This window comes from Croceicoccus sediminis, from assembly GCF_007570835.1.
Classification (GTDB): Bacteria; Pseudomonadota; Alphaproteobacteria; order Sphingomonadales; family Sphingomonadaceae; genus Croceicoccus; species Croceicoccus sediminis.
In genome coordinates, this window is sequence record NZ_SUNC01000001.1 from 1,338,615 (window position 1) to 1,358,050 (window position 19,436).

The following is a 19,436-nucleotide window of genomic DNA, read 5'->3' on the forward strand; positions in this document are numbered from 1 at the left end:
ACCTGACCTTCGGCCAATGATTCGCCAGCGTCGGTCTTAGCCGCTGATTTCTATGGTAAAGCAGGTTTCGTCGTCATTCGACAGGACGGTCAGATCGCCGCCATGGGCCTTGACGATTTCGGACGAGATAAACAGGCCAAGACCCAGGCCCTGCTGGCTTCTTTGAACCTCGTCACGCAGGAACGGCTGGAACAGGTGTTGCCGCGCGTGGGGACCGATCGGCGGTCCAGCATTACAGACCATCAGCGTCAGCCGCTCTCCCTCGATCACGCAGTCGATCCTGACAGGCTTGCCCAGGTCGCCGTGTGTCACCGCATTGCCAAGAAGGTTCGATAGGACCTGTTCGATCCTGGGAATGTCCAGCCGGACCGCGCCGTTGGCCTTGTGGCTGACCTCGAAATCGGCACGCGGCGTGGACTCTTTCATTTCGTCCACGATCCGCCGGATCGTCTCGCTCAGATCGGTGACGGACTGACGGTTCAGGCCGATGCCACTACCCAGTCGTACCCTTGCGAAGTCCATCATGTTGTTCACGAGCTCGACCATCCGCGAAGTGCTTTGCCGCATCCCATCCACCACCTCGAGGTGCGCGGGGTCCTCCAGTCGTCGTGACAGGATCGACACGCCCGAACTGACCGCGGCAAGCGGGTTGCGAAGATCGTGGCCCAGCACCGCCAGAAACTGTTCGCGCAATTCGGCCTCTGACCGTTGCTCCTCGATCACCTCTACGTTTTGCCGATCTTCGGTAATGTCGCGCGCGGTGCAGACGACGAGATCGTTTTCGGGGACAGCAACCCATCGAAGCCAGCGGTAGAGCCCGTCTTTCGACCGATATCGATTGGTGAATTCAAGCACCGGATCGCCGCCGGTGACCTTTGCGAACGCCGCGACGGAACTGGAAATATCGTCTTCGTGAACGAAATCGCCGTAACTGCGCCCTTCAAGTTCGTCCTGCCGCCAGCCCAGAACCTTCTCCCAAGCCGGGTTCACGGCCTGGAAAACACCGTCGAGCCGGATGACGGACAGCAGATCGGGAGTAATCTGCCAAGTCAGACTGGCTTCGGGATTCGATTCTTGCATGGCGTTATCGTGTACCAACAAGACATCGAGCAAGCATCTGATATTTACGCAGTCGTACCGGGTCCAACGCTCCGTCGATCGGCTGCATGCCCTGCACAAGCACCGTCGCACCCGGCGAAGACCCCCGCTCGGGCCGCTGGCGCGGGTGGGACAAGACCGAATGCGGCATCCACCAGATGCCGGGCCTGACCACGGATGGCGACCTGCCGCCCGATTTCGATCCGGTTTTTTGAGAGGTCGGTTTTTTCGGCAGCCAGGACAAGCAAAAGGGTTGGCTCAACATCATTCGCGAAAGATCACCAACTCACCTTCATTCAGGGAGGTGAGCGCTTCCCAAGAATCAGTTCCCGTGACTTCCCGACGGCTGGCGGCAAACTCCTCGGTTGCGACGTCGTTCGAATAGGCTCTTACCAAGAGGCCGCCATATGAAAGCTTCAGGTCCGTACACAGGTCGCGCAGAACGTCGGTCCAGAGTTCGAGGCTGTCCGGACCACGCTTGGCAGGCTTGTCATTGGCCTTGCGCTTGCCGTCCAAGGCGCGTGCGATCTTCGCATCAGACCAGCCCTTGCGCTTCATCTGCGCCTCTTCTTTCGCGAGTTTCCTTTCGAAAGCTTCGGGTGAAAGGTGAGGAGGCGCAAGAACGGTACCGCAGTCACACCACCCGATCATGGTGAGATACTGACTCTCTCCCTAACGAAGAACCTTGCGGATCGACGGATTGTCTATCGGAGTTGCCGCCCGGCCGTGACGATGCATGATACCCCCGACTGCAGCGACATCATCGACCGGCGCGATTAGCGTGATAAAATAGCACATTGGGGGCAACATGGCGCAATGGCACCGGATCTACAATTGTATGGTCAGCCGCCCATCCACTTTGACCTATAGCCACCCCTCGGCCCGATACCACTGGGCCGTCTGCTTCAAACCCTCCACCGTCGCAATTCGTGGCTCCCACAGGTCGGCAGGCGGACGGTGGTCCGGGTCTGCCACCCAGTCGGAGTGCACCATGTAGCTGGCGCGGTCTGGCGTCAGTTTCGCGTTTTCCCCGCGTACCAGCCGGTCGATCCGGGCCGCGCCCTTTACCAGCATCGCGGGCATCGACAGCGGCGTGACCTTGCGGCCCACTGCCTCGCCGATGGCCTTGGCCATCTCGACATGGCGCCAACCGCCTTCGCGTCCGTCGTCAGGGTCATAGACCTTGCCCGCATGGGCCCCGCCGTCGGTTGCCAAAGCCAGCAGCAGCGCGGCAAGATCGGCCGCGTGGATCATCGAGGCGCGGCCTTCGGGCGGCAGGGGCACGACGCCCAGCTTCGCCGCCTTGAACAGCTCGAACATCTCGGTATCGCGGGGGCCGTAGATCGCGGGCGGGCGCACGATGGTCCATTGCCGGTCGCTCTGCTCCACCGCGACTTCGCCGCCGAACTTGGACTTGCCGTAATCGGACAGGAACGGCTCCCGCGCAGAGAGCGAGGAAACGTGGACGAACCGCTGCACCCGCGCAGCCGTCGCCGCATCCAGCATCGATTTCGTACCAGTGACGTTTCCCGCGACGAAGCCGGCCTTATCAGGCGCGTTCACCACGCCTGCCACGTGAACGACCGCGTCCACGCCGGTGCACAGTGTTTTCAGCGCGTCGGTCGCGGCCAGGTCGCCGCGCACCCATGTCACGCCGTCGCGCGGCTGTTGTTCGCGCCGCGTCAGGGCACGCACCTCGTGCCCTTCGCTGAGAGCGAGATCGAGCAGCGTCGAGCCGACAAAGCCCGTCGCACCCGATAGCGCCAGCTTCACCGGCGCATGCTCACGATCACCATCTGGTCGCGGTGGATGACCGCGCTGCGCGGCGCATAGCCGAGCAGGCGTTCCTGGTCGTCCGAATGGCGGCCCATGATGGCAAAGACTTCGGATGCGTCGTATTCGGCAAGGCCCTTGGCGATCTGTTCGCCGTCCGGCCCGCGCACTTCGACCACGTCCCCGCGCGAGAAATTGCCCGTCACGTCGGTAATGCCCTTGGCCAGCAAGCTGTTACCGTCATGCATGGCCTTGGCCGCACCAGCATCGACGACCAGCGTGCCGCGCATCCGCAAACGCCCGCCCAGCCACGCCTTGCGCCCGCTGTCGCGGCGGCGCGGCAGGAACAGCGTGCCGATCCCGCCTTGCAAGGCGCGGGCCAGCGGCGCGGTATATTGTCCGTTGACGATGGCGAGCGCGATACCGGCGCGTTCGGCGATTTCCGCCGCCTGCAACTTCGACGTCATGCCGCCCGACCCCAGGCCGGAACCCGATCCGCCGTCGGCCATGTCGTGGATTTCCTTGGTCACGCCGTGGACCATCGGAATCATCTTCGCGCCTGGGTCTTTCGGGTTGCGATCGTAGAGCCCGTCGATGTCCGACAGCAGCACGACCGCATCGGCCTTCCCCGCCTGCGCCACGCGCGCGGCAAGGCGATCGTTGTCGCCGAAACGGATTTCGTGGGTGGCAACCGAATCATTCTCGTTCACCACCGGCACGACACCGCGATCAACCAGCCGCTTCAGCGTGGCCGAAGCGTTGAGATAACGGCGGCGGCCCTCAAGGTCCTCCAGCGTGACGAGAAGCTGGCCCGTCGTCAGGCCATGTCCGCCCAGAAGATCGGCCCAGAGCGCGCTCAACTCGATCTGCCCCACCGATGCGGCGGCCTGTGCATCGGCAAGATTGGCGCGCCCGCCCTTTTCAAGCTGAAGCCGCGACGCGCCCAGCGCGATAGCGCCGGAAGAGACGACGATGACTTCCTGCCCGCGAATGACCGCGGCGGAAATCTCGCCGGCCAGCGATGCCAGCCATTCGCGGCGCGGCTGGCCATCCGGGCCGACCAGCAGGGCCGAGCCCACTTTGATGACGATGCGCTTGCACGTGCGCGGCAGCGTCAGATCGTGAAGATTGGTAATCTTGTCGAGCGGTTGGGAATTATCCATTACGCCTGTCGTATCTGTCTGCGGGTTCAAAGCGGGGACCAATCGCTGGACGTGTCGTCGCCCGCGCCGCCATCGGGTCCCTCGTGCTCTGCGCCCTTGGTTTCGGTCCGTGTCTTTTCGGGCAGGTACTGCAGAATGGCATCCATCAGTTTTTCGATGCCCGCGCCGGTCGCGCCAGAGATCGGAAAGACCTCTTTCGCGCCCGCCTGCTTCAATTCCTCGGCAAAGCCGGCGATCAATTCCTCGTCGCCCAGATCGACCTTGTTCAGCGCCACGAGGCGCGGTTTGTTTTCAAGGTCTTCGGCATAGGCGGCAAGTTCTTCCTCGACGATGCGCATCGCCTCCACCGGCTCCTGCCCTTCTCCGGTGCCCGACATGTCGATCAGGTGGATCAGCACGCGGCAGCGTTCGATGTGGCCCAGAAAACGATCGCCGATGCCCGCACCCTCTGCCGCGCCCTCGATCAGGCCGGGAATGTCGGCCAGCACGAATTCGCGGCCCTTGTGCCGCACGACGCCCAGTTTGGGGACCAGCGTCGTAAAGGCATAGTCACCGACTTTCGCGCGGGCGTTCGTCACCGCGTTGATGAAGGTCGACTTGCCCGCGTTGGGAAGCCCGACAAGACCGACGTCGGCCATGAGTTTCAGCCGCAGCCAGACCCACATCTCCTCACCCGGAACACCGGGCTGGTGCTGGCGCGGGGCGCGGTTGGTGCTGGTCTTGTAACTGGCGTTGCCACGCCCGCCCATTCCGCCTTCGAGGAAAACGACCCGCTGGCCGACCTCGGTAAAGTCGGCAAGCACGGTCTCCCGATCGTCGTCCGAAATGATCTGGGTGCCGACGGGCACTTCGATCACCAGCGGTTTCGCACTGGCGCCGGTGCGGTCCTTGCCCATGCCATGGCCGCCGCGCGGGGCCTTGAAATGCTGTGTGTAGCGGAAATCGATCAGGGTATTGAGCCCTTCGACCGCTTCGAACACGACGTCGCCACCGGCCCCGCCGTCACCGCCGTCGGGTCCGCCATACTGGATATATTTTTCGCGCCGGAACGACACCGCGCCGGGGCCGCCCCCGCCGGACTTAATGTAGATCTTGGCCTGGTCTAGAAAATGCATGGGCCGCATGTAGGGCGCACAGCGCGATTTAGCCAGTGGGTGCGTAGCCGTTGAAATAGGCGCTGAGCCTTTCATGGGTCCCGCCCGGCGCGTGAAGCCCCATCTTGCTCCGTCGCCAGAGCACGTCGTCCGCGCTTCGCGCCCATTCGTGGACCGCCAAGTAATCGACTTCCGCCCTGGTCAGCCCGCCGCCGAAATCCTCGCCCATGTCGTCAAGGCTGCGGGCCTTGCCGATGATAAGTTCGGCCTTCGTGCCATAGGCGCGTGCAAGGCGGCGAAGCAGGTCGTGCGGCAGTTTCGGGTGCGCGCGAGCAAGACCGACGAGGTAATCTTCGAAATCGGCGAAATCGCCACCGGGCAGTGTCGCCCCTGCCGTCCATGCGCCGCCAGCGCCCGGCAGGTCCAGTTCCTCCATCGCGTGTTCGGCAAGGCGGCGATAGGTCGTGATCTTCCCGCCGAAGACGTTGAGCAGCGGCGCTTCCTCGCCCCCACCGCGATCGAGATCGAGGACATAGTCGCGCGTTACCGCCGATGCGTTCTTCGCCTGGTCGTCGAACAGGGGCCGCACGCCCGAATAGGTCCAGGCGATGTCGCCGCGGGTCGTCGTCTTTTCGAAATAGCGATTCGCCGTATCGAGCAGGTAGGCGATCTCATCATCCGAGATTTCCGCATTTTGCGGGATATCGGCGCAAGGCACGTCGGTCGTGCCGACAAGCGTGAATTCCCCCTCGTAGGGAATGGCGAAGACGATGCGCCGGTCCGGGTTCTGCAACATGAAGGCATGGTCGCCGGGATAGAGGCGCGGCACGATGATGTGGCTGCCCTTGATCAGGCGCACCTGCCCCTTGGGCTTTGCATCGGCAATGTGGCCGATGACATCGCTGACCCACGGGCCCGCCGTATTGACGATGGCCCCGGCGTTGACCGTATGGATGCCGTGCGCGTCCTCGACCCTGGCGGTCCAGCCCGATCCTTCGCGTCCGGCGGACAGGAAGCGGGTGCGGGTCCGTACCGTCGCGCCGCGCTCCACCGCGCTCATCGCGTTGAGGACGACGAGGCGCGCATCCTCCACCCAGCAGTCGGAGTAGACGAAGCCCTTGCCCTTGCGGTCGGCCAGCCCTTCGCCCTGCCGCGCGCGGTCCAGCCGCACCGTTTCGGTCTTGGGCAGGCGTTTGCGGCCGCCGATATGGTCGTAAAGGAACAGGCCCATGCGCACCATCCAGCCCGGACGCGGGCTTTGCGTCTGGGGCAGAACGAAGCGCAACGGCCAGATGATGTGCGGCGCCATGCCCCAAAGCCGTTCGCGTTCCTGAAGCGATTCGCGCACCAGCCGCACTTCGCCATATTCAAGATAGCGCAGGCCGCCGTGGATCAGCTTTGTCGATGCGGACGAGGTATGCGAGGCCAGATCGTCCTTCTCCACCAGCAGAACGGAAAGGCCCCGCCCTGCCGCGTCGCGCGCGATACCGGCACCGTTGATCCCGCCCCCGATGACGAGGAGATCTACGGACTGCGGGAGTTCATGGCTTTGCTGCATTGCACCAAACCTAGCGACGAGTGGCCGCCGGTTAAAGCCCCCGCGCAAGAACGGCTTTCCCGCCGGGGTTGACCATCGCGGCCCGCATCGCGACTCTCGCAGGCGAAAACGCCTGAATCGTCATGCCAAAACCGGAGACACGATGACCGCCAGCGGCCCCTATATCCTCGCCATCGATCAGGGAACGACTTCGACGCGAAGCATCCTGTTCGATGCCCGGCTCGACAGGGTATCGGTCTCTCAGCAGGAATTCGCGCAGCATTATCCCCGGCCCGGCTGGGTCGAACACGATGCCGAGGAAATCTGGACGAAAACGCTGGAAACCGCGCGCGGCGCGCTGGCCAGCGCCGATGTCCCGGCAGACGCGGTGGCGGCCATCGGCATCACCAACCAACGTGAAACCGTGGTCATCTGGGACCGCGCGACCGGGGAGCCGATCCACAAGGCCATCGTCTGGCAGGACCGCCGCACCGCCGCGATGTGCGAGGAATTGCACGAAGCCGGGCACGAGGAGATCGTCCGCAAGACGACCGGCCTGCTGCTCGACCCCTATTTTTCGGCGACCAAGATCGCGTGGATCCTGGACGAAGTGCCCGGTGCGCGCGAACGGGCCGAACGCGGCGAACTGGCCTTTGGCACGATCGACTGTTTCCTGCTGTGGCGGCTGACCGGCGGGCGCGTCCATGCGACCGATGCCACCAATGCCAGCCGCACGCTCCTGCTCGATATCGAGAAGGGGGAATGGAGCGACGCGCTTTGCCATCTGCTTCGGGTGCCCCCCGCCTTGCTACCGCGCATCGGCGACAATGCCGAAATCTACGGCGAAACCGATCCAGGCCTGCTGGGCTGCGCCATTCCTGTCGCGGGCATGGCGGGCGATCAGCAGGCGGCCCTGTTCGGGCAGGCCTGTTTCCATCCCGGCATGGTCAAGTCCACGTACGGCACCGGCTGTTTTGCCGTCGCCAATACCGGCGAAACGCCGCTGCGTTCGGCAAACCGCCTTTTGACCACGGTGGGATATCGTCTGAACGGCAAGACCACTTACGCGCTGGAAGGGTCGATCTTCGTGGCGGGCGCGGCGGTCAAATGGCTGCGCGACAGCCTAGACCTCGTCGAGAATTCGGCCGAGACGGCCGAGCTTGCCGCGACGCTGGACGACAACGGCGGGGTCTACATGGTCCCGGCGTTTACCGGGCTTGGCGCGCCGCACTGGGACCCGCACGCACGCGGGGCGCTTTTGGGCATGACGCTGGGCACGACGCGTGCGCACATCGCCCGCGCCACGCTGGAAGCCGTGGCATACCAGACGATGGACCTGCTCGACGCGATGAACGCCGACGGCGCGCCCCCGCCCGATGCAATGCGGGTCGATGGCGGGATGGCCGCCAACGACTGGTTCTGCGCCTTTCTTGCCGACATGCTGGCCACGCGGGTCGACCGGCCGCAGGAGCTGGAAACGACAGCGCGCGGCGCGGCGGCCCTGGCGGGGTTGGGCGTGGGCCTGTTCGAAAACCTTCAGGCGATCGAGGCGCTGTCGAACTTCGACCGGAGCTTCGAACCGTCGATGGCAGAGGAAAAGCGTGCCGAACTGGCCGATGGCTGGCACGCGGCGCTGTCACGGGTGAAAGCGCACGGGGCCTGACCGCTCAAGACAGACCGCGGGACAGATGGGCGGCCCCTGATCGGTCAGGCGTCGCCCTCAGCTTTCGGCTCGGTCCTTCGTGCCTTCCGCCGTCAGCATGACAATGGCCCCTTCTGCGCCATAGGCCCCGTGAAGCTGCACGATCGACAGTTTCGCATAGGAAACCTTGCCGCTGTTGCTGAGAAAGCCGACCTTCACCTGCTGGGGCGGACCGCCGCGCAGCACGCTTTCCAGCTTGTCGCGGAACGCCACGCGGTCCTCGCGCGCGACGAGATCGACGAGGGCAACGCCGATCAGGCGTTCTTCGTCCAGCGACACCATGCGCGCGAAGGGATCGTCGACACGTTCGATCGTGCCGCGGACGGACAAACGGACATAGCCGACCTCGCCATGCACGCTCATCGCCTCGAGGATGGAGGCCTTGACGTCGGCGAGTCGATGCCGCTGCACGTCCTCGGTGATGTCGCGGAACATGAGCACGTTGGTGTTGCCCAGCGGAAAGGACTGAAAACGCAGCCACGCGCCGTCCTTGAAAGGAGAGGGAATGTCCGCGGCACTGGGCTCGCCGCCGACGACGGTACGGCGCGCATGCACCTCCATCAGCGATCCGGTAACAGATGGCAGGGCCTCTACAAGAAGCTGGCCGGTGAAATCGTTGGAATTCTTCCGGCAGATGGCGCCAGCGACCCGATTGGCATACTGGATGCGCAAATCAGAATCGCAAATGATGAGAGCCTCGTCGATCCATTCGGCGAGGCCGACAAGCTCACTCGCGCCGCCCCTGCCTGCAGCGTCGGTGTTTTCGCTGATCAGACCACGGTATTTTTCAATGTCCAGAAGGACATGGGTTTCCTTGCCGTGGTTGGTAATGAAGACCGCCTTGTCGGATGCGACATCGCGCCAATGCGAAAACGCCCGAACAACCTCCGCTGCCGTAGCGGTGACACCGCTCATTATGCGTCTCCTCGATCTTTTGAGGTTAAAGTTTTTTCTTCACTTCGATCGCCGAACGATACTGCGATATTACTAATCAGAAATTGATTATACACAAAATACACGAGGAATTCTGCATCTCATCACATACCGCCTGTCGGATAAACTTCACAGACCGTCGCACAACAATGACAAATAACGATATTAACTAATATTAATTTCGCACTAAACTCTCGGAAGGCGTGCTGATTTCGTAATTTTAGTAAGATCAAGTAACCGAATCATTTACCTGATCTTTTTGTCAGCACTGCGAGCCTCTCCTCATCCCGAATGGGTTTATCAGGGGAGAAATTACAGTGAAGTGCAACAATCTAAACGCCCGCTTCGCCATGTTGGCGACTGTCGGCATCAGTGCTCTCGCCATGTCCAGCAATGCCCAGGCGCAGGTTACGCCCGTCGTGGACGTCTGCACCGGCATCAGCCTCGATCCCTCGGCCGTGACAACCATCGTGGGAGAGACCGTCCAGCCGGTCGAGGATATTGAATCGGTGCTCAACGGGCTGGTTCTCAGCCCCTTGCTGGCAGGCCTCGGACTGCCGGTACTCAACAGCGACCTTGCCACAACTCTCGACAACATCGCGAACGGCAACCAGATCGCGCTGACCGTGCTGGACACCAACGGCAACATCGTCACATCGTCCGATGCCTGCAATGTCACCGCTGACGGCTATACGCTGAACCAGGAAGCCGGCATTGCGATCGGTGGCAATTCGATCACCGGCCTTGGCGCGAATGGCCTCGACGCATCGGCGGGCGAACTGGACGCGATTGCTTTCGGTAACAGTGCGACGACTACGGCAGGCGCAACGGGTGCGATCGCCATCGGTGCCGACAGTTCGGTTTCCGCGGTCGACGGTATCGCCCTTGGCAACGGGGCAAGCGCGACTTTCGCCAACTCGGTCGCCATCGGTGCCGGTTCGGTCACGTCGCGCGGCGCGGTGACGGGCTATTCGTCGCCGGGCCTTGCCGGAACGTTCGATTCCGTCGGTGAAGTGGCGGTCGGCGCGCCCGGTGCCGAACGTCAGATCACGAACCTTGCCCCCGGCACTGCGGCGACCGATGCCGCCACGGTCGGACAGGTCCAGGGCGCGCTGGACGCGGTGGACGCGCTGGCCGATGTCGCGGTCCAGTATGACGACGGCACTTTCGCCACCGTCACGCTGCAGGGCCCGGGCGGCACCACCGTCACCAATGTCGCCGACGGCGCGCTCAACGCCACGTCGAGCGATGCGGTCAACGGTTCGCAGCTGTTCGCGACGAACCAGAACGTGCAGGCCAACACCGATGCGATCACCGCACTGGATGGCCGCGTCACGACGAACGAGACCGACATTGCCAACCTCGACGGCCGGGTCACGACCAACGAGACCGATATCGCCAACCTCGACGGCCGCCTCACGGTGAACGAGGGCGACATCGCCAGCATCGACAACCGCGTGACGGTGAACGAAGGCGATATCGTTGCCATTGATGGCCGCGTCACCAGTAACGAGACCGCGATCACCAACCTGCAGACACAAGTGGGGAACGTGCCGCTCGGCTATGTCGACGATGGTGACGGCATGACCCCCAGCAGCACGCCCACGCAGACCGTTGCCATGATCGGCGCGGCGGCAGGCCCTGTCACGCTGACCAACGTTGCATCGGGTTCGCTTTCGGCGACATCGTCGGACGCGGTGAACGGCTCCCAGCTTTTCGCCACGAACCAGCAGGTCGGCCAGAACACGACCGATATCGCCACCAATGCGAACAATATCGCTGTCAACACGGCCAATATCTCGCAAAACACCAGCGATATCCAGGTGATCCAGAACAACCTTGCCGGCAGCACGGTTGTCGCGGTCCAGTATTCGAACGCCGACAATCCGCGCGTCAGCAACGGCGGCGTGATTTCACAGGACGTGACGCTGATCGGGCTCGATCCGAATGCGACGGTGGGTCTGCACAATGTTGCCGACGCCGTGTCCGACTTCGACGCGGTGAACCTGCGCCAGTTGCAGTCGGGCATCGATGCCGCGCTGGCCCAGTCGAACGCCTATACCGACATGCGCTTTGCCGAGATCGCCTTCGATCTCGATAAGGTCCGCCGTGCGTCCTATGCCGGCACGGCAGGCGCTCTGGCGGTATCGGGCCTGCCGCAGGTGATCGAAAGCGAAGGCCAGATGATGGCCGGTGCGATCGGCCATTATCGCGGGGAAACCGCCTTCGCCATCGGCTATTCGGCATCGTCTGACGATGGCCGCGCGGTCTTCAAGTTCAACGGCACCGTCGACACCCATGGCTATGCCGGGATCAGCACGGGCGCGGGTTTCGCCTTCTGACCCTTTGACGAAACTTCGCGTTGCGGGGGTGTAGCGGAGGTCATGCGACCCATTCCCTGACATCCGCGCACCCCCGGGCCAGCCCTTGCGATTGCGATCGCGAGGGCTGGTTTCTTTGTTAGTTGCGAAGATGGGCCGGGACGATACCAGCCAAAAGTGCAATGTCGGCAAAGCCGCCGCCGTGCGATTGAACGCCCTGAAACAAATCGTTCGAGAGGACAGCCATGCGTAAATCGTCCCTGGTTCTGGCCGGCACTTCGCTAGCCCTTGCCCTGTCGCTTGCCGCTTGCGGCGGCGCGCCTGAACAGGCGGAGGAAACCCCCGCCGCCGAAGTGACCGAGGCACCTGCCGAAGTCGCCGCATCGGACGCGGCGATGGAACCACCCGTCGCCGAGGAAACGGCAGAGCCCGAGCCCGAACCGACCCCCACGCCGACACCGACGCCCACGAAAACGGCGGAACCGAAGAAGGAGGCGGCTGCCGCGCCGGAACCCAAGGCTGAGCCGGTCCAGGTCGCCGAACTGACGCCGCCAGCATCATTCAATCGCTGCGCAGTGTGCCACACCTGGGAAAAGGGCGGAGAGAACAAGCTGGGCCCGAACCTGTGGGGCACTTACGGCAAGCAGGCCGGTTTCCATGCAGGGTTCAAGTATTCCGACGCCATGAAGGATTCGGGCGTAACCTGGGACGATGCCACGCTGAACCAGTGGCTGGAAAACCCGCGCAAGTTCATCCCCGGCAACCGCATGAGCTTCCCCGGCCTGAAGGACGAGGCGAAGCGGCAGGAAATCATCGACTTCCTGAAAAAGCTGAAGTGATCACGGCGTAAACGCGAGCTCAGTCTACGCCAGACAAGGGACCCGGCCTCACCTCTCGGCCGGGTCCCTTTTTCGTGCGATCAGTCGGCGCGGTAGATCGCCGGTTGGATGTCGGTGAATTTGGCGACATCGGCCAGCACGCCCGGCGTTTCGGGCGCTGCCAGCGCCTTGTCGATCTGGCCCTGTTCGTCGAAGTTCAGCGCAACCATGCAGGCAAAGGGCTGCGCATCGTCATAGGGCCAGCTGACGTCCGCGCTTTTCAGGCCATGCGGCCCCCATGCATCGTTCACCACCGTCATGTGGGTGCCCAGATAGTATTCGCGGTCGAACGTGTGCCCTTCGTGTCTGGGGTAATAGACATACAGCCTGGCCATTTTCGGATAACTCCTCTTCCTTCACAAAAGCGTCAGTGTGACGGGACGGCGACTGGCACCGCCACGACCAGCGGCTCGACCTTGCGCCACCCCTCTATCCCTTCGGCCAGCCACCAGACGCCATCGTGCCCTTGCGCGGCAAGGCGTCTGGCCGCGTTCCAGCCCATCCAGCAATCGGTGCGGCAGAACAGGATGACGGGCAAGTGCGGATTGCGGCGGCGGGCATCGGTCACTTCGCGCACCAGCGCGTTCCACAAGGCCGGATCGGCATCGCCGCGCCCGGCCTCGGGGTGCCACACGGCACCGGGGATCGTCAGGTGTTCTTCGGAAAGTCGCCAGCGCCCCGTCTCGGGGTCGCGAACCCCGCCGCCTGCGGGCAGGACATCGATGAACAGCGCGTCCTTGCCGGGGTCGAGCAACAGCGCAGCGGGAAGCGCAAGCCGGGCCGAGGGGCGCGGATCACGGTCGACCGGCGCGCGGTAGCGGTCCGTGCGATAGCCATTGTCATCGAACACCGCACGCTCCTGCGCGGCGGACGGCACCGCAAGGCAAGTCGCCACCACGGCCAGCAAAATCGCATTTGCCTTCGCCATTTTCCCTCGCCTTCCCGTTCTTGGACCAAAGTGCAATGTGGCGCAGAGCGGTCCTGCACTACATTGTTCTTTGGACCCATGCGCATCGCGAACAACATCCTGCCCGCCGCGGCCACCCTCGTTATGGCCCTCGCCGCCTCCCCCGCACTTGGCGGGGAGCTTCCGGCCGACCCGCTGGGATCGCCAATGTGGGAATATCACGCCGAAAAGCTGTTCACCGGCGGCCCGGTCGTTTTCGACAGCCGGGTAAAAGTAATCCTGCCCGTCGTCGCAGAGGATCAACACGTCGTGCCGGTCACGGTCGATGCGCGCAAGCTGGACGGGGTGAAGCGCATCGTCGTCTTTGCCGACCTCAATCCCATTCCCGTCGCCATCGACTATCGCCCGATGGATGCCGCGCCCTTCGTCGCCACGCGCATCAAGCTGGACCAGCGCACGCCGGTTCGCGCCGCGGTGCAACTGGCCGACGGCAGCTGGCACGTGGCGGGCGAGTGGATCGATGCGGCGGGCGGTGGCTGTTCGGCCCCGCCCTTGTCCCGCGTGCGCGGCGACTGGGCCGACCACCTTGGCGAATTGCGCGGCGCGGCGTGGAGCGAGGGCGACACGACACGCCTGCGTTTCGGCTTTCGCCACCCCATGGACACCGGCCTGGTCGAGAACATCCCTGCCTACAACATCGAAACCGTGCGGGTCATGGACGCGGACGGGCGCGAAGTGGCGAGCATGGACGTCTATGGCTCGGTCGCGGAAGATCCCGCCTTCACGCTGGTCGTCGACCGTGACGGGCCGATGGAAGTGGCCGCGCGCGACACCAGCGGGCTGGAATTCGCGGGCGAACTTGCACCGATGAGCGGCAAGAAGCAGACGGCCAAGCCATGAGGGTTTCCCGCCGCGCGATCATCGCCGGTTTGGGCGCTGCGGGCCTGGCCCCTGTGCTGGCCCCCGCGCTGGTCCATGCCGAACAGTTCGCAGGCACCTACGACCCGAAGGCCGAAGAAGTGGCCGACGGCATCTGGATGGTGCGCGGTGCGGACGAACCCATCGCTTTTTCTAACGGCGGCGCGATCGCCAATTCGGTCATCATCGCAACCGATGACGGAGCCGTGGTCGTCGATCCCGGCCCCTCGCTATCCTATGGCAGGGCGATCCGGGCGCTGGCTGAACGTGTCACCGGCAAACCGGTCGTGCGCGTCTATGTCACGCACTTGCATCCCGATCATTCCTTTGGCGCCGGGGCGTTCGATGCGCGATCTGTCCATGCCCTTCCCGCCACGCGCCACGACCTCGAACGCGACGGCGAAGGGTTTTCCGACGCGCTGTTCCGCGTGCTGGCGGACTGGATGAAAGGAACAACGGTCGTCATGCCGCAAGGCGACGTGACGGCGGGGGAAGTCGTCATCGGCGGACGCAAGCTTCGCCTTTTCGCGCTGGACGGACATTCCAGCGGCGACCTTGCCATCCTGGACGAGGCGACCGGCACCCTCATCGGCGGCGACCTGGTGTTTCACGACCGCGCCCCTGCCACGCCCCATGCAAATCTGGACGGCTGGCTCACCGCGCTGGACCGGCTGGATGGCGTGCCGCACGACCTTGTCATCCCCGGACACGGGCCATTGGACAGCGGCAACGCGGCCATCGCGCAGACCCGCGACTGGCTGACCTGGATTCAAGGGATGCTCAATGATGCCGTGTTATCAGGCAAGGACATGAGCGAGGCGGGCGCAACCCCGATCCCGGAGCGCTTTGCCGATATCAAAGTCGCACGCTACGAACTGCAGCGCAGCGTCTCGCACTTCTATCCGGGGCTTGAGGCGAAACTGCTGCCGATGGTCGGCAATTAGGCCATCCGCCGCAGGACATTGTCCTTCAGCACGAAGTGATGGCGCAGCGCCGCGCCGACGTGCAGCACGATCAGCGCCACCGCGACCCAGCCCATGATCTCGTGCGCTTCGTGCGCGAAACCGTCGATGGCGCCGTCGGGTGTGATACCGAACTTGGGCACGTCGAACAGGCCGAACCAGTTGAGCGGATACTTGCTGCCCGACGATACCAGCCAGCCGGTCATCGGCAGTCCGATCATGAGGACATAGAACAGGGCGTGGGTCAGGTGCGCCGCGCCCCTTTCCCATGCGGGCGTATGTGCAGGCAGCGGCGGCGCACGGTGCGCCATGCGCCAGCCCAGCCGCACCAGCGACAGGACCAGCACCGTCAGGCCGAACGACTTGTGCAGCGGCATGACGTTGACGACGTCTTCCAGCGCGTCGTGAAAGAACCCGCCGATGATGTTGCCGATGATGATGACCGCGATGGTCCAGTGGAGGAACCGCGCGACCGCGTTGTAACGCTCTACCCCCACGGCTGCGGTCACAGGCTGAACCCGATACCGGCCCACACCGTGCGCGGGATGCCAAGGTCGATCGATCCGGACTGGTTACGCGTCACGATATCCTCGTCGGTCAGGTTCTCTCCGCGAAGGACCAGCGACACGCCGCCCGCGACGGGAATGCGGGCATAGGCATCGAGGGTCGTGGCCGAAGGCATGATGTTTTGCTCCAGGTCGTCCTCGAACTGTTTGCCGACGTAGCGAAGCGTTGTCGACAAGAGCCAGCCGTCCATCGGTTCGATGGCCAGCGTCGCGCCTGCCACCCATTTGGGCGTCTGCGACGGGCGGTTGCCGTCAAGCGCGGCGGCAAAACCGCTGCCCTGTGCCTGCGCATCGGTATAGGCAAGCGACCCGTTGAAGCGGAAGATGCCCTGCCTGATCCCTGCCGAAAGCTCCACGCCCTTCGCGCGGACCGCATCGATGTTCTGACGCTGGCGCAGGTTTTCGGCGATGGTGACGTTCGCGATCGCGCCCTTCACCTTGTTGTGAAACGCGGTCAGCGAAAGGATCACACCGTCATTCGGCGTCAGGTCCAGACCGGCTTCGAACCCTTCCAGCTTTTCGACGTCCAGGTTCTCGTTCGCCTGCGTGACGACGGGAAAGACAACGAAGGGGCGGTAAAGCTCGTTCAGCGTGGGCAGGCGCAGCCCGGTATAGGCCGCCGCCCGCAGGCTGAGCGCATCGTTTGCATCGAAGACGAGCCCGCCGCGAAACGATTCTTCCCATCCCGAACGGTCATCAAAACGCTGATCGGAAAGGACCGCGCCATCGATGTCACGCGCGGTATAGAACCCGTCGTTGATCGTATAACGGTCAAGCCGCGCCCCCGCCGTCAGCGTCAGCGCGCCGAAGAGGAAGTCGTTTTCCGCATAGAAGCCAAGGTCCGTATTCGTGCCGCCCGCGTTGCGCCGTTCGCGGATCGCGCCGGTGAAGCCGCTGATCGAATCCTCGAACAGTTCGCCGTCGGACCGGCGATAGTCGGCACCAAGGCGTAGCAGGTTGGCATCGCCCACCGGCGGGCGCAGTTCGAACTTGCCGCCGATGCCGGTCGACGGCGTATTGCGCTGATCCAGGACCGGCACGAACAGGCTGGACGAGACGACGACGTTGGAAAAATTGCGCGACTGGACATAGCCGAGGAGGTCGAAGGCCCAGTCGCCCTGTCCGACGAAGCGGAGGCTGGCGTCCTGCCCTTCGCTCGACGAATCGGCGCCGTCGAAGCGCAGCGTGCGGTTGTCGTCGAACAGCAGGACATTGGCCTGCACCTCGACATCGTCGCTGATCGGCGCGACGCCGCGGATCTGGGTCGACCAGCTGTCGTAGGCCGCACGCGCCGTGGCGGGCACGCGCTGGTCCCTGGGCGTCGTATAAAAGCCCTTACCGCGGTCCCAGCGTCCCGAAACGAGGGCGAAACCCGCGCCAAGCTGCGTGGCGAGCGTGCCGCTGATGTCGGTTTCTTCCCGGTCGTTGACGAGGGCGTGGCCCGAAAACGTGCCAAGAGAGCCGGGATCGCCGCTGGTCAGCTCGATCGTGCCGGCAAGCGCGCCCGACCCGAACGGGCCGGACCCGCCGCCGCGCGTGACGCGTGCGCTGGCCAGGCGTTCCGGCGCGATGGCGGACAGGGGGATATAACCGAAGAACGGATTGGCCATCGGCACCCCGTCCAGAAGGACCTGTGCGCGGCTGGAAGCATTACCGCCCAGCGCGCGGAGCGTGACGCCCTGTGCCGAGGGGTTCGAAGACCGGCTGTCCGACCGGCGGAACTGCTGGAACCCGGCAACGTTGCTGAGCGCGTCCTCGATCCGGCCGGAGCCGGTGGCGATCAGTTCCTCATGGTCGAGGATCGTGACGTCGTAGGCGGCCGTGGCCGGAGTGGCAGGCAGGCCTTCGCCGGTGACGATGATCGGCGCATCATACGAAGTGATCTCGACATCGTTCTGACCGGCATCCTGCGCCATCGCCGGAACCGCCGTCATGGCGACCCCCGTGGTCAGCGCCGTAACAATCGACTTGCGACCGAACATGTTCATCCCTGCCCTCTCTCATCCATCCCGTGTGATCTGGTTTTTTGTGTTCCATCACAGACAGTTCAATCACAGACACGGGCGGCGACCACGATAGCCGTGGCCGCCGACGCGCATCTCATAGTGATATCCGAAGCACCGGCAACCGTCAGAAGAAGAGAATTCCCCCGACCGCGACCGCGTCGCTGTCCGCTTCGTTGCCGTTGTGCGCTTCGGCCTTGGAGTGGATGTATTCGCCGATCAGCGTCACCCACGGCGTCAGGCCGTAACGCAGCTGTCCGACCCAGCTGGAGTTCGTGTCCACCAGCGTCGGGTTGGCTGCCTCGTCGGCGGCATTGGCATAGTCGAGACGGCTTTCACCATAGCTGCCGGCGACCGACACCTTGCCGAAAGTGGCCAGCGCCTGGAGGTAGAACCCGTCGCTGGACCGGGCATTGCCTGACCCGTCGGTGTCGAACAGGCCGAGCACCGTCGTACCAAGGCCATCGGCGGTGTAGTAGTAACCGACTGCCGTGACCGGCCCGGCCGTAACCTTGGCGCCGACGTCCAGCCCCTTGCCGGTGTAGGAACCGCCGCTGACCAGATCATGCTTCTGCGTGATGCCGCTGGTCCACAGGTGGGTGTTCACACCGCCGAAATCGCCGTCGTAAGTCAGCTTCGCCTGAAAGCCCGGATCCGAATTGGTCTGGTCCTGACCGGTCAGCGACTTCAGGGGCTGGAACACGCCGACGCTGGCCTGAACGCCGCCAAAACTGGGCGAGGTATAGGTCATTTGCGGCTGGAAATCGGAATAGATGTAGCCCGAACCGATACGGCCCAGCGTCGTGTTCGCCGGGGCGACGTTGCCGCCCGGAGGGCCGCTGGACAGCAAGGTGATGTCGTTCAGGATCGCGTCCGATGCGAACAGGCCGATGTCGCGGCCGATCTTGAACGTGCCCACGTTCTTCCTGCCGAAAGTCATGAAGGTCTGGCGGAAGTCGATACCGGCCGTGGCAAGCGCGGTTGGCTGGCCGCCGTTGTTCGCGCCCAGCGCACCCCATGCGGCCGAGTTGATGCCCGGATACATGCCGAAAGTCGCGCCCACGTCCCATCCGTTCTGCTGGGTCGACACGTTCACGACCAGGAAACCGGGAAGAAGGCCGTTGCGAACGGCGCTGGAATTGCTGCCCGAAACGCTTGCGATCCCGCCGGTCACGGCCGTCGTCGCGCTGGGCGTGTCGGGATTGTCATGAACGTAGAAACCGTTGACCGAACCGGCGAACTTGATCGTCGCGGGCCCGACTTCGAGACCGATGCCACTGTCGGTCATCTTGACCATGCGGTCGGCATCGAAGGATGCCGGGGCCGCTACCTGCGTCTGCGCCGCCTCAAGCTCGGCCCGTTCCTCGGCCTCTTCCTCGGCAACGAGGGCTGCGTATTCGTCGTCGGTCAGAATACCCTTTTCGTGCAGACGCTTCAGCAGGTTCTCGCTCGAACCAGCGTATGCGGGTGCTGTCGACAGGGCAATGGCAATCGCCGCGGCAGTGCCGCGCAACATGATCCTGGAGATCATACTCTCCCCCTTCAATTGTTATCTGTATCGCATCCAGGCGACCCGAAAGA

Annotated in this window: 17 protein-coding genes and 1 pseudogene; 6 read left to right on the forward strand and 12 right to left on the reverse strand. The window is 63.9% G+C overall.

Features of this window, described 5'->3' with window-relative positions:
- Window positions 1-36 precede the first annotated feature (36 nt).
- Entirely contained in the window at window positions 37-1,080 is a 1,044-nt protein-coding gene (locus tag FAX90_RS06310) for a PAS domain-containing sensor histidine kinase (protein WP_144096424.1), read from the reverse strand.
- Window positions 1,081-1,151: 71 nt separating this feature from the next.
- Here FAX90_RS06310 and FAX90_RS06315 point away from each other — a divergent pair.
- Window positions 1,152-1,313: pseudogene (locus FAX90_RS06315) on the forward strand (phosphoadenylyl-sulfate reductase); the annotation flags it as partial.
- A gap of 49 nt (window positions 1,314-1,362) precedes the next feature.
- On the opposite strand, the gene FAX90_RS06320 reads toward FAX90_RS06315, so the two are convergent.
- The 5 genes from FAX90_RS06320 to FAX90_RS06340 all read right to left on the reverse strand — a co-directional run bounded on the left by FAX90_RS06320 (window position 1,363) and on the right by FAX90_RS06340 (window position 6,686).
- Window positions 1,363-1,656, reverse strand: a complete 294-nt coding sequence (locus FAX90_RS06320; protein WP_144096426.1) for a hypothetical protein — start codon at window positions 1,654-1,656, stop codon at window positions 1,363-1,365.
- A 306-nt stretch (window positions 1,657-1,962) separates the two neighbouring features.
- Entirely contained in the window at window positions 1,963-2,871 is a 909-nt protein-coding gene (locus FAX90_RS06325) for an NAD-dependent epimerase/dehydratase family protein (protein WP_144096427.1), read from the reverse strand.
- The gene (gene proB, locus FAX90_RS06330; RefSeq protein ID WP_144096428.1) at window positions 2,868-4,034 is read right to left on the reverse strand and encodes a glutamate 5-kinase; all 1,167 of its coding nucleotides are present in this window, start codon (window positions 4,032-4,034) and stop codon (window positions 2,868-2,870) included. The genes FAX90_RS06325 and proB overlap by 4 nt, the downstream gene beginning before the upstream one ends.
- Before the next feature lie 26 nt (window positions 4,035-4,060).
- Window positions 4,061-5,149, reverse strand: coding sequence for a GTPase ObgE (gene obgE, locus FAX90_RS06335; RefSeq protein WP_144096429.1), 1,089 nt, complete (start codon window positions 5,147-5,149; stop codon window positions 4,061-4,063).
- A gap of 28 nt (window positions 5,150-5,177) precedes the next feature.
- Window positions 5,178-6,686: a glycerol-3-phosphate dehydrogenase gene (locus FAX90_RS06340; RefSeq protein WP_144096431.1), complete on the reverse strand. Its 1,509-nt coding sequence runs from the start codon at window positions 6,684-6,686 to the stop codon at window positions 5,178-5,180.
- A gap of 142 nt (window positions 6,687-6,828) precedes the next feature.
- On the opposite strand from FAX90_RS06340, the gene glpK reads away from it, so the two are divergent.
- Window positions 6,829-8,328, forward strand: coding sequence for a glycerol kinase GlpK (glpK, locus tag FAX90_RS06345; RefSeq protein ID WP_144096433.1), 1,500 nt, complete (start codon window positions 6,829-6,831; stop codon window positions 8,326-8,328).
- Window positions 8,329-8,385: 57 nt separating this feature from the next.
- On the opposite strand, the gene FAX90_RS06350 is transcribed toward glpK, so the two are convergent.
- Window positions 8,386-9,282, reverse strand: coding sequence for a PAS domain-containing protein (locus tag FAX90_RS06350; RefSeq protein WP_144096435.1), 897 nt, complete (start codon window positions 9,280-9,282; stop codon window positions 8,386-8,388).
- A gap of 335 nt (window positions 9,283-9,617) precedes the next feature.
- On the opposite strand from FAX90_RS06350, the gene FAX90_RS06355 reads away from it, so the two are divergent.
- Both FAX90_RS06355 and FAX90_RS06360 read left to right on the forward strand, forming a co-directional pair.
- Complete coding sequence (locus FAX90_RS06355; RefSeq protein ID WP_144096437.1) at window positions 9,618-11,642, forward strand: YadA family autotransporter adhesin; 2,025 nt, start codon at window positions 9,618-9,620, stop codon at window positions 11,640-11,642.
- A 224-nt stretch (window positions 11,643-11,866) separates the two neighbouring features.
- Window positions 11,867-12,460 (forward strand): c-type cytochrome, encoded by a 594-nt coding sequence (locus FAX90_RS06360; RefSeq protein WP_144096439.1) that lies wholly within the window; start codon window positions 11,867-11,869, stop codon window positions 12,458-12,460.
- 80 nt (window positions 12,461-12,540) lie between these two features.
- Here FAX90_RS06360 and FAX90_RS06365 read toward each other — a convergent pair whose 3' ends face one another.
- A complete protein-coding gene (locus FAX90_RS06365; protein ID WP_144096441.1) occupies window positions 12,541-12,834 on the reverse strand; it encodes an EthD family reductase in 294 nt (97 codons plus the stop codon).
- Window positions 12,835-12,866: 32 nt separating this feature from the next.
- Window positions 12,867-13,427, reverse strand: coding sequence for a rhodanese-like domain-containing protein (locus FAX90_RS06370; RefSeq protein ID WP_144096442.1), 561 nt, complete (start codon window positions 13,425-13,427; stop codon window positions 12,867-12,869).
- A 78-nt stretch (window positions 13,428-13,505) separates the two neighbouring features.
- Between FAX90_RS06370 and FAX90_RS06375 the strand changes: the two genes are divergently transcribed.
- Together FAX90_RS06375 and FAX90_RS06380 are read left to right on the forward strand one after the other, a co-directional pair.
- Window positions 13,506-14,306, forward strand: a complete 801-nt coding sequence (locus tag FAX90_RS06375; protein WP_144096444.1) for a quinoprotein dehydrogenase-associated SoxYZ-like carrier — start codon at window positions 13,506-13,508, stop codon at window positions 14,304-14,306.
- Window positions 14,303-15,268, forward strand: coding sequence for a quinoprotein relay system zinc metallohydrolase 1 (locus FAX90_RS06380; protein WP_144096445.1), 966 nt, complete (start codon window positions 14,303-14,305; stop codon window positions 15,266-15,268). Before FAX90_RS06375 ends, FAX90_RS06380 begins: the two co-directional genes overlap by 4 nt.
- Here the strand turns inward: FAX90_RS06380 and FAX90_RS06385 are convergent.
- From FAX90_RS06385 to FAX90_RS06395, 3 genes are all read right to left on the reverse strand, one after another.
- Window positions 15,265-15,795 (reverse strand): cytochrome b, encoded by a 531-nt coding sequence (locus FAX90_RS06385; RefSeq protein ID WP_240704756.1) that lies wholly within the window; start codon window positions 15,793-15,795, stop codon window positions 15,265-15,267. The genes FAX90_RS06380 and FAX90_RS06385 overlap by 4 nt on opposite strands.
- On the reverse strand, window positions 15,792-17,834 hold the full coding sequence (locus tag FAX90_RS06390) for a TonB-dependent receptor plug domain-containing protein (protein WP_420810966.1): 2,043 nt from the start codon (window positions 17,832-17,834) through the stop codon (window positions 15,792-15,794). Before FAX90_RS06390 ends, FAX90_RS06385 begins: the two co-directional genes overlap by 4 nt.
- Before the next feature lie 148 nt (window positions 17,835-17,982).
- Window positions 17,983-19,386, reverse strand: coding sequence for a porin family protein (locus tag FAX90_RS06395; protein WP_144096447.1), 1,404 nt, complete (start codon window positions 19,384-19,386; stop codon window positions 17,983-17,985).
- Window positions 19,387-19,436 lie beyond the last annotated feature (50 nt).

Coding starts and splice junctions, on each gene's coding strand:
- FAX90_RS06375 (WP_144096444.1), top strand. CDS start 13,506: ATGCGCATCGCGAACAACATCCTGCCCGCCGCGGCCACCCTCGTTATG.
- FAX90_RS06320 (WP_144096426.1), bottom strand. CDS start 1,656: ATGAAGCGCAAGGGCTGGTCTGATGCGAAGATCGCACGCGCCTTGGAC.
- obgE (WP_144096429.1), bottom strand. CDS start 5,149: ATGCATTTTCTAGACCAGGCCAAGATCTACATTAAGTCCGGCGGGGGC.
- FAX90_RS06360 (WP_144096439.1), top strand. CDS start 11,867: ATGCGTAAATCGTCCCTGGTTCTGGCCGGCACTTCGCTAGCCCTTGCC.
- FAX90_RS06380 (WP_144096445.1), top strand. CDS start 14,303: ATGAGGGTTTCCCGCCGCGCGATCATCGCCGGTTTGGGCGCTGCGGGC.
- glpK (WP_144096433.1), top strand. CDS start 6,829: ATGACCGCCAGCGGCCCCTATATCCTCGCCATCGATCAGGGAACGACT.
- FAX90_RS06370 (WP_144096442.1), bottom strand. CDS start 13,427: ATGGCGAAGGCAAATGCGATTTTGCTGGCCGTGGTGGCGACTTGCCTT.
- FAX90_RS06365 (WP_144096441.1), bottom strand. CDS start 12,834: ATGGCCAGGCTGTATGTCTATTACCCCAGACACGAAGGGCACACGTTC.
- proB (WP_144096428.1), bottom strand. CDS start 4,034: ATGGATAATTCCCAACCGCTCGACAAGATTACCAATCTTCACGATCTG.
- FAX90_RS06340 (WP_144096431.1), bottom strand. CDS start 6,686: ATGCAGCAAAGCCATGAACTCCCGCAGTCCGTAGATCTCCTCGTCATC.
- FAX90_RS06350 (WP_144096435.1), bottom strand. CDS start 9,282: ATGAGCGGTGTCACCGCTACGGCAGCGGAGGTTGTTCGGGCGTTTTCG.
- FAX90_RS06310 (WP_144096424.1), bottom strand. CDS start 1,080: ATGCAAGAATCGAATCCCGAAGCCAGTCTGACTTGGCAGATTACTCCC.
- FAX90_RS06395 (WP_144096447.1), bottom strand. CDS start 19,386: ATGATCTCCAGGATCATGTTGCGCGGCACTGCCGCGGCGATTGCCATT.
- FAX90_RS06390 (WP_420810966.1), bottom strand. CDS start 17,834: ATGTTCGGTCGCAAGTCGATTGTTACGGCGCTGACCACGGGGGTCGCC.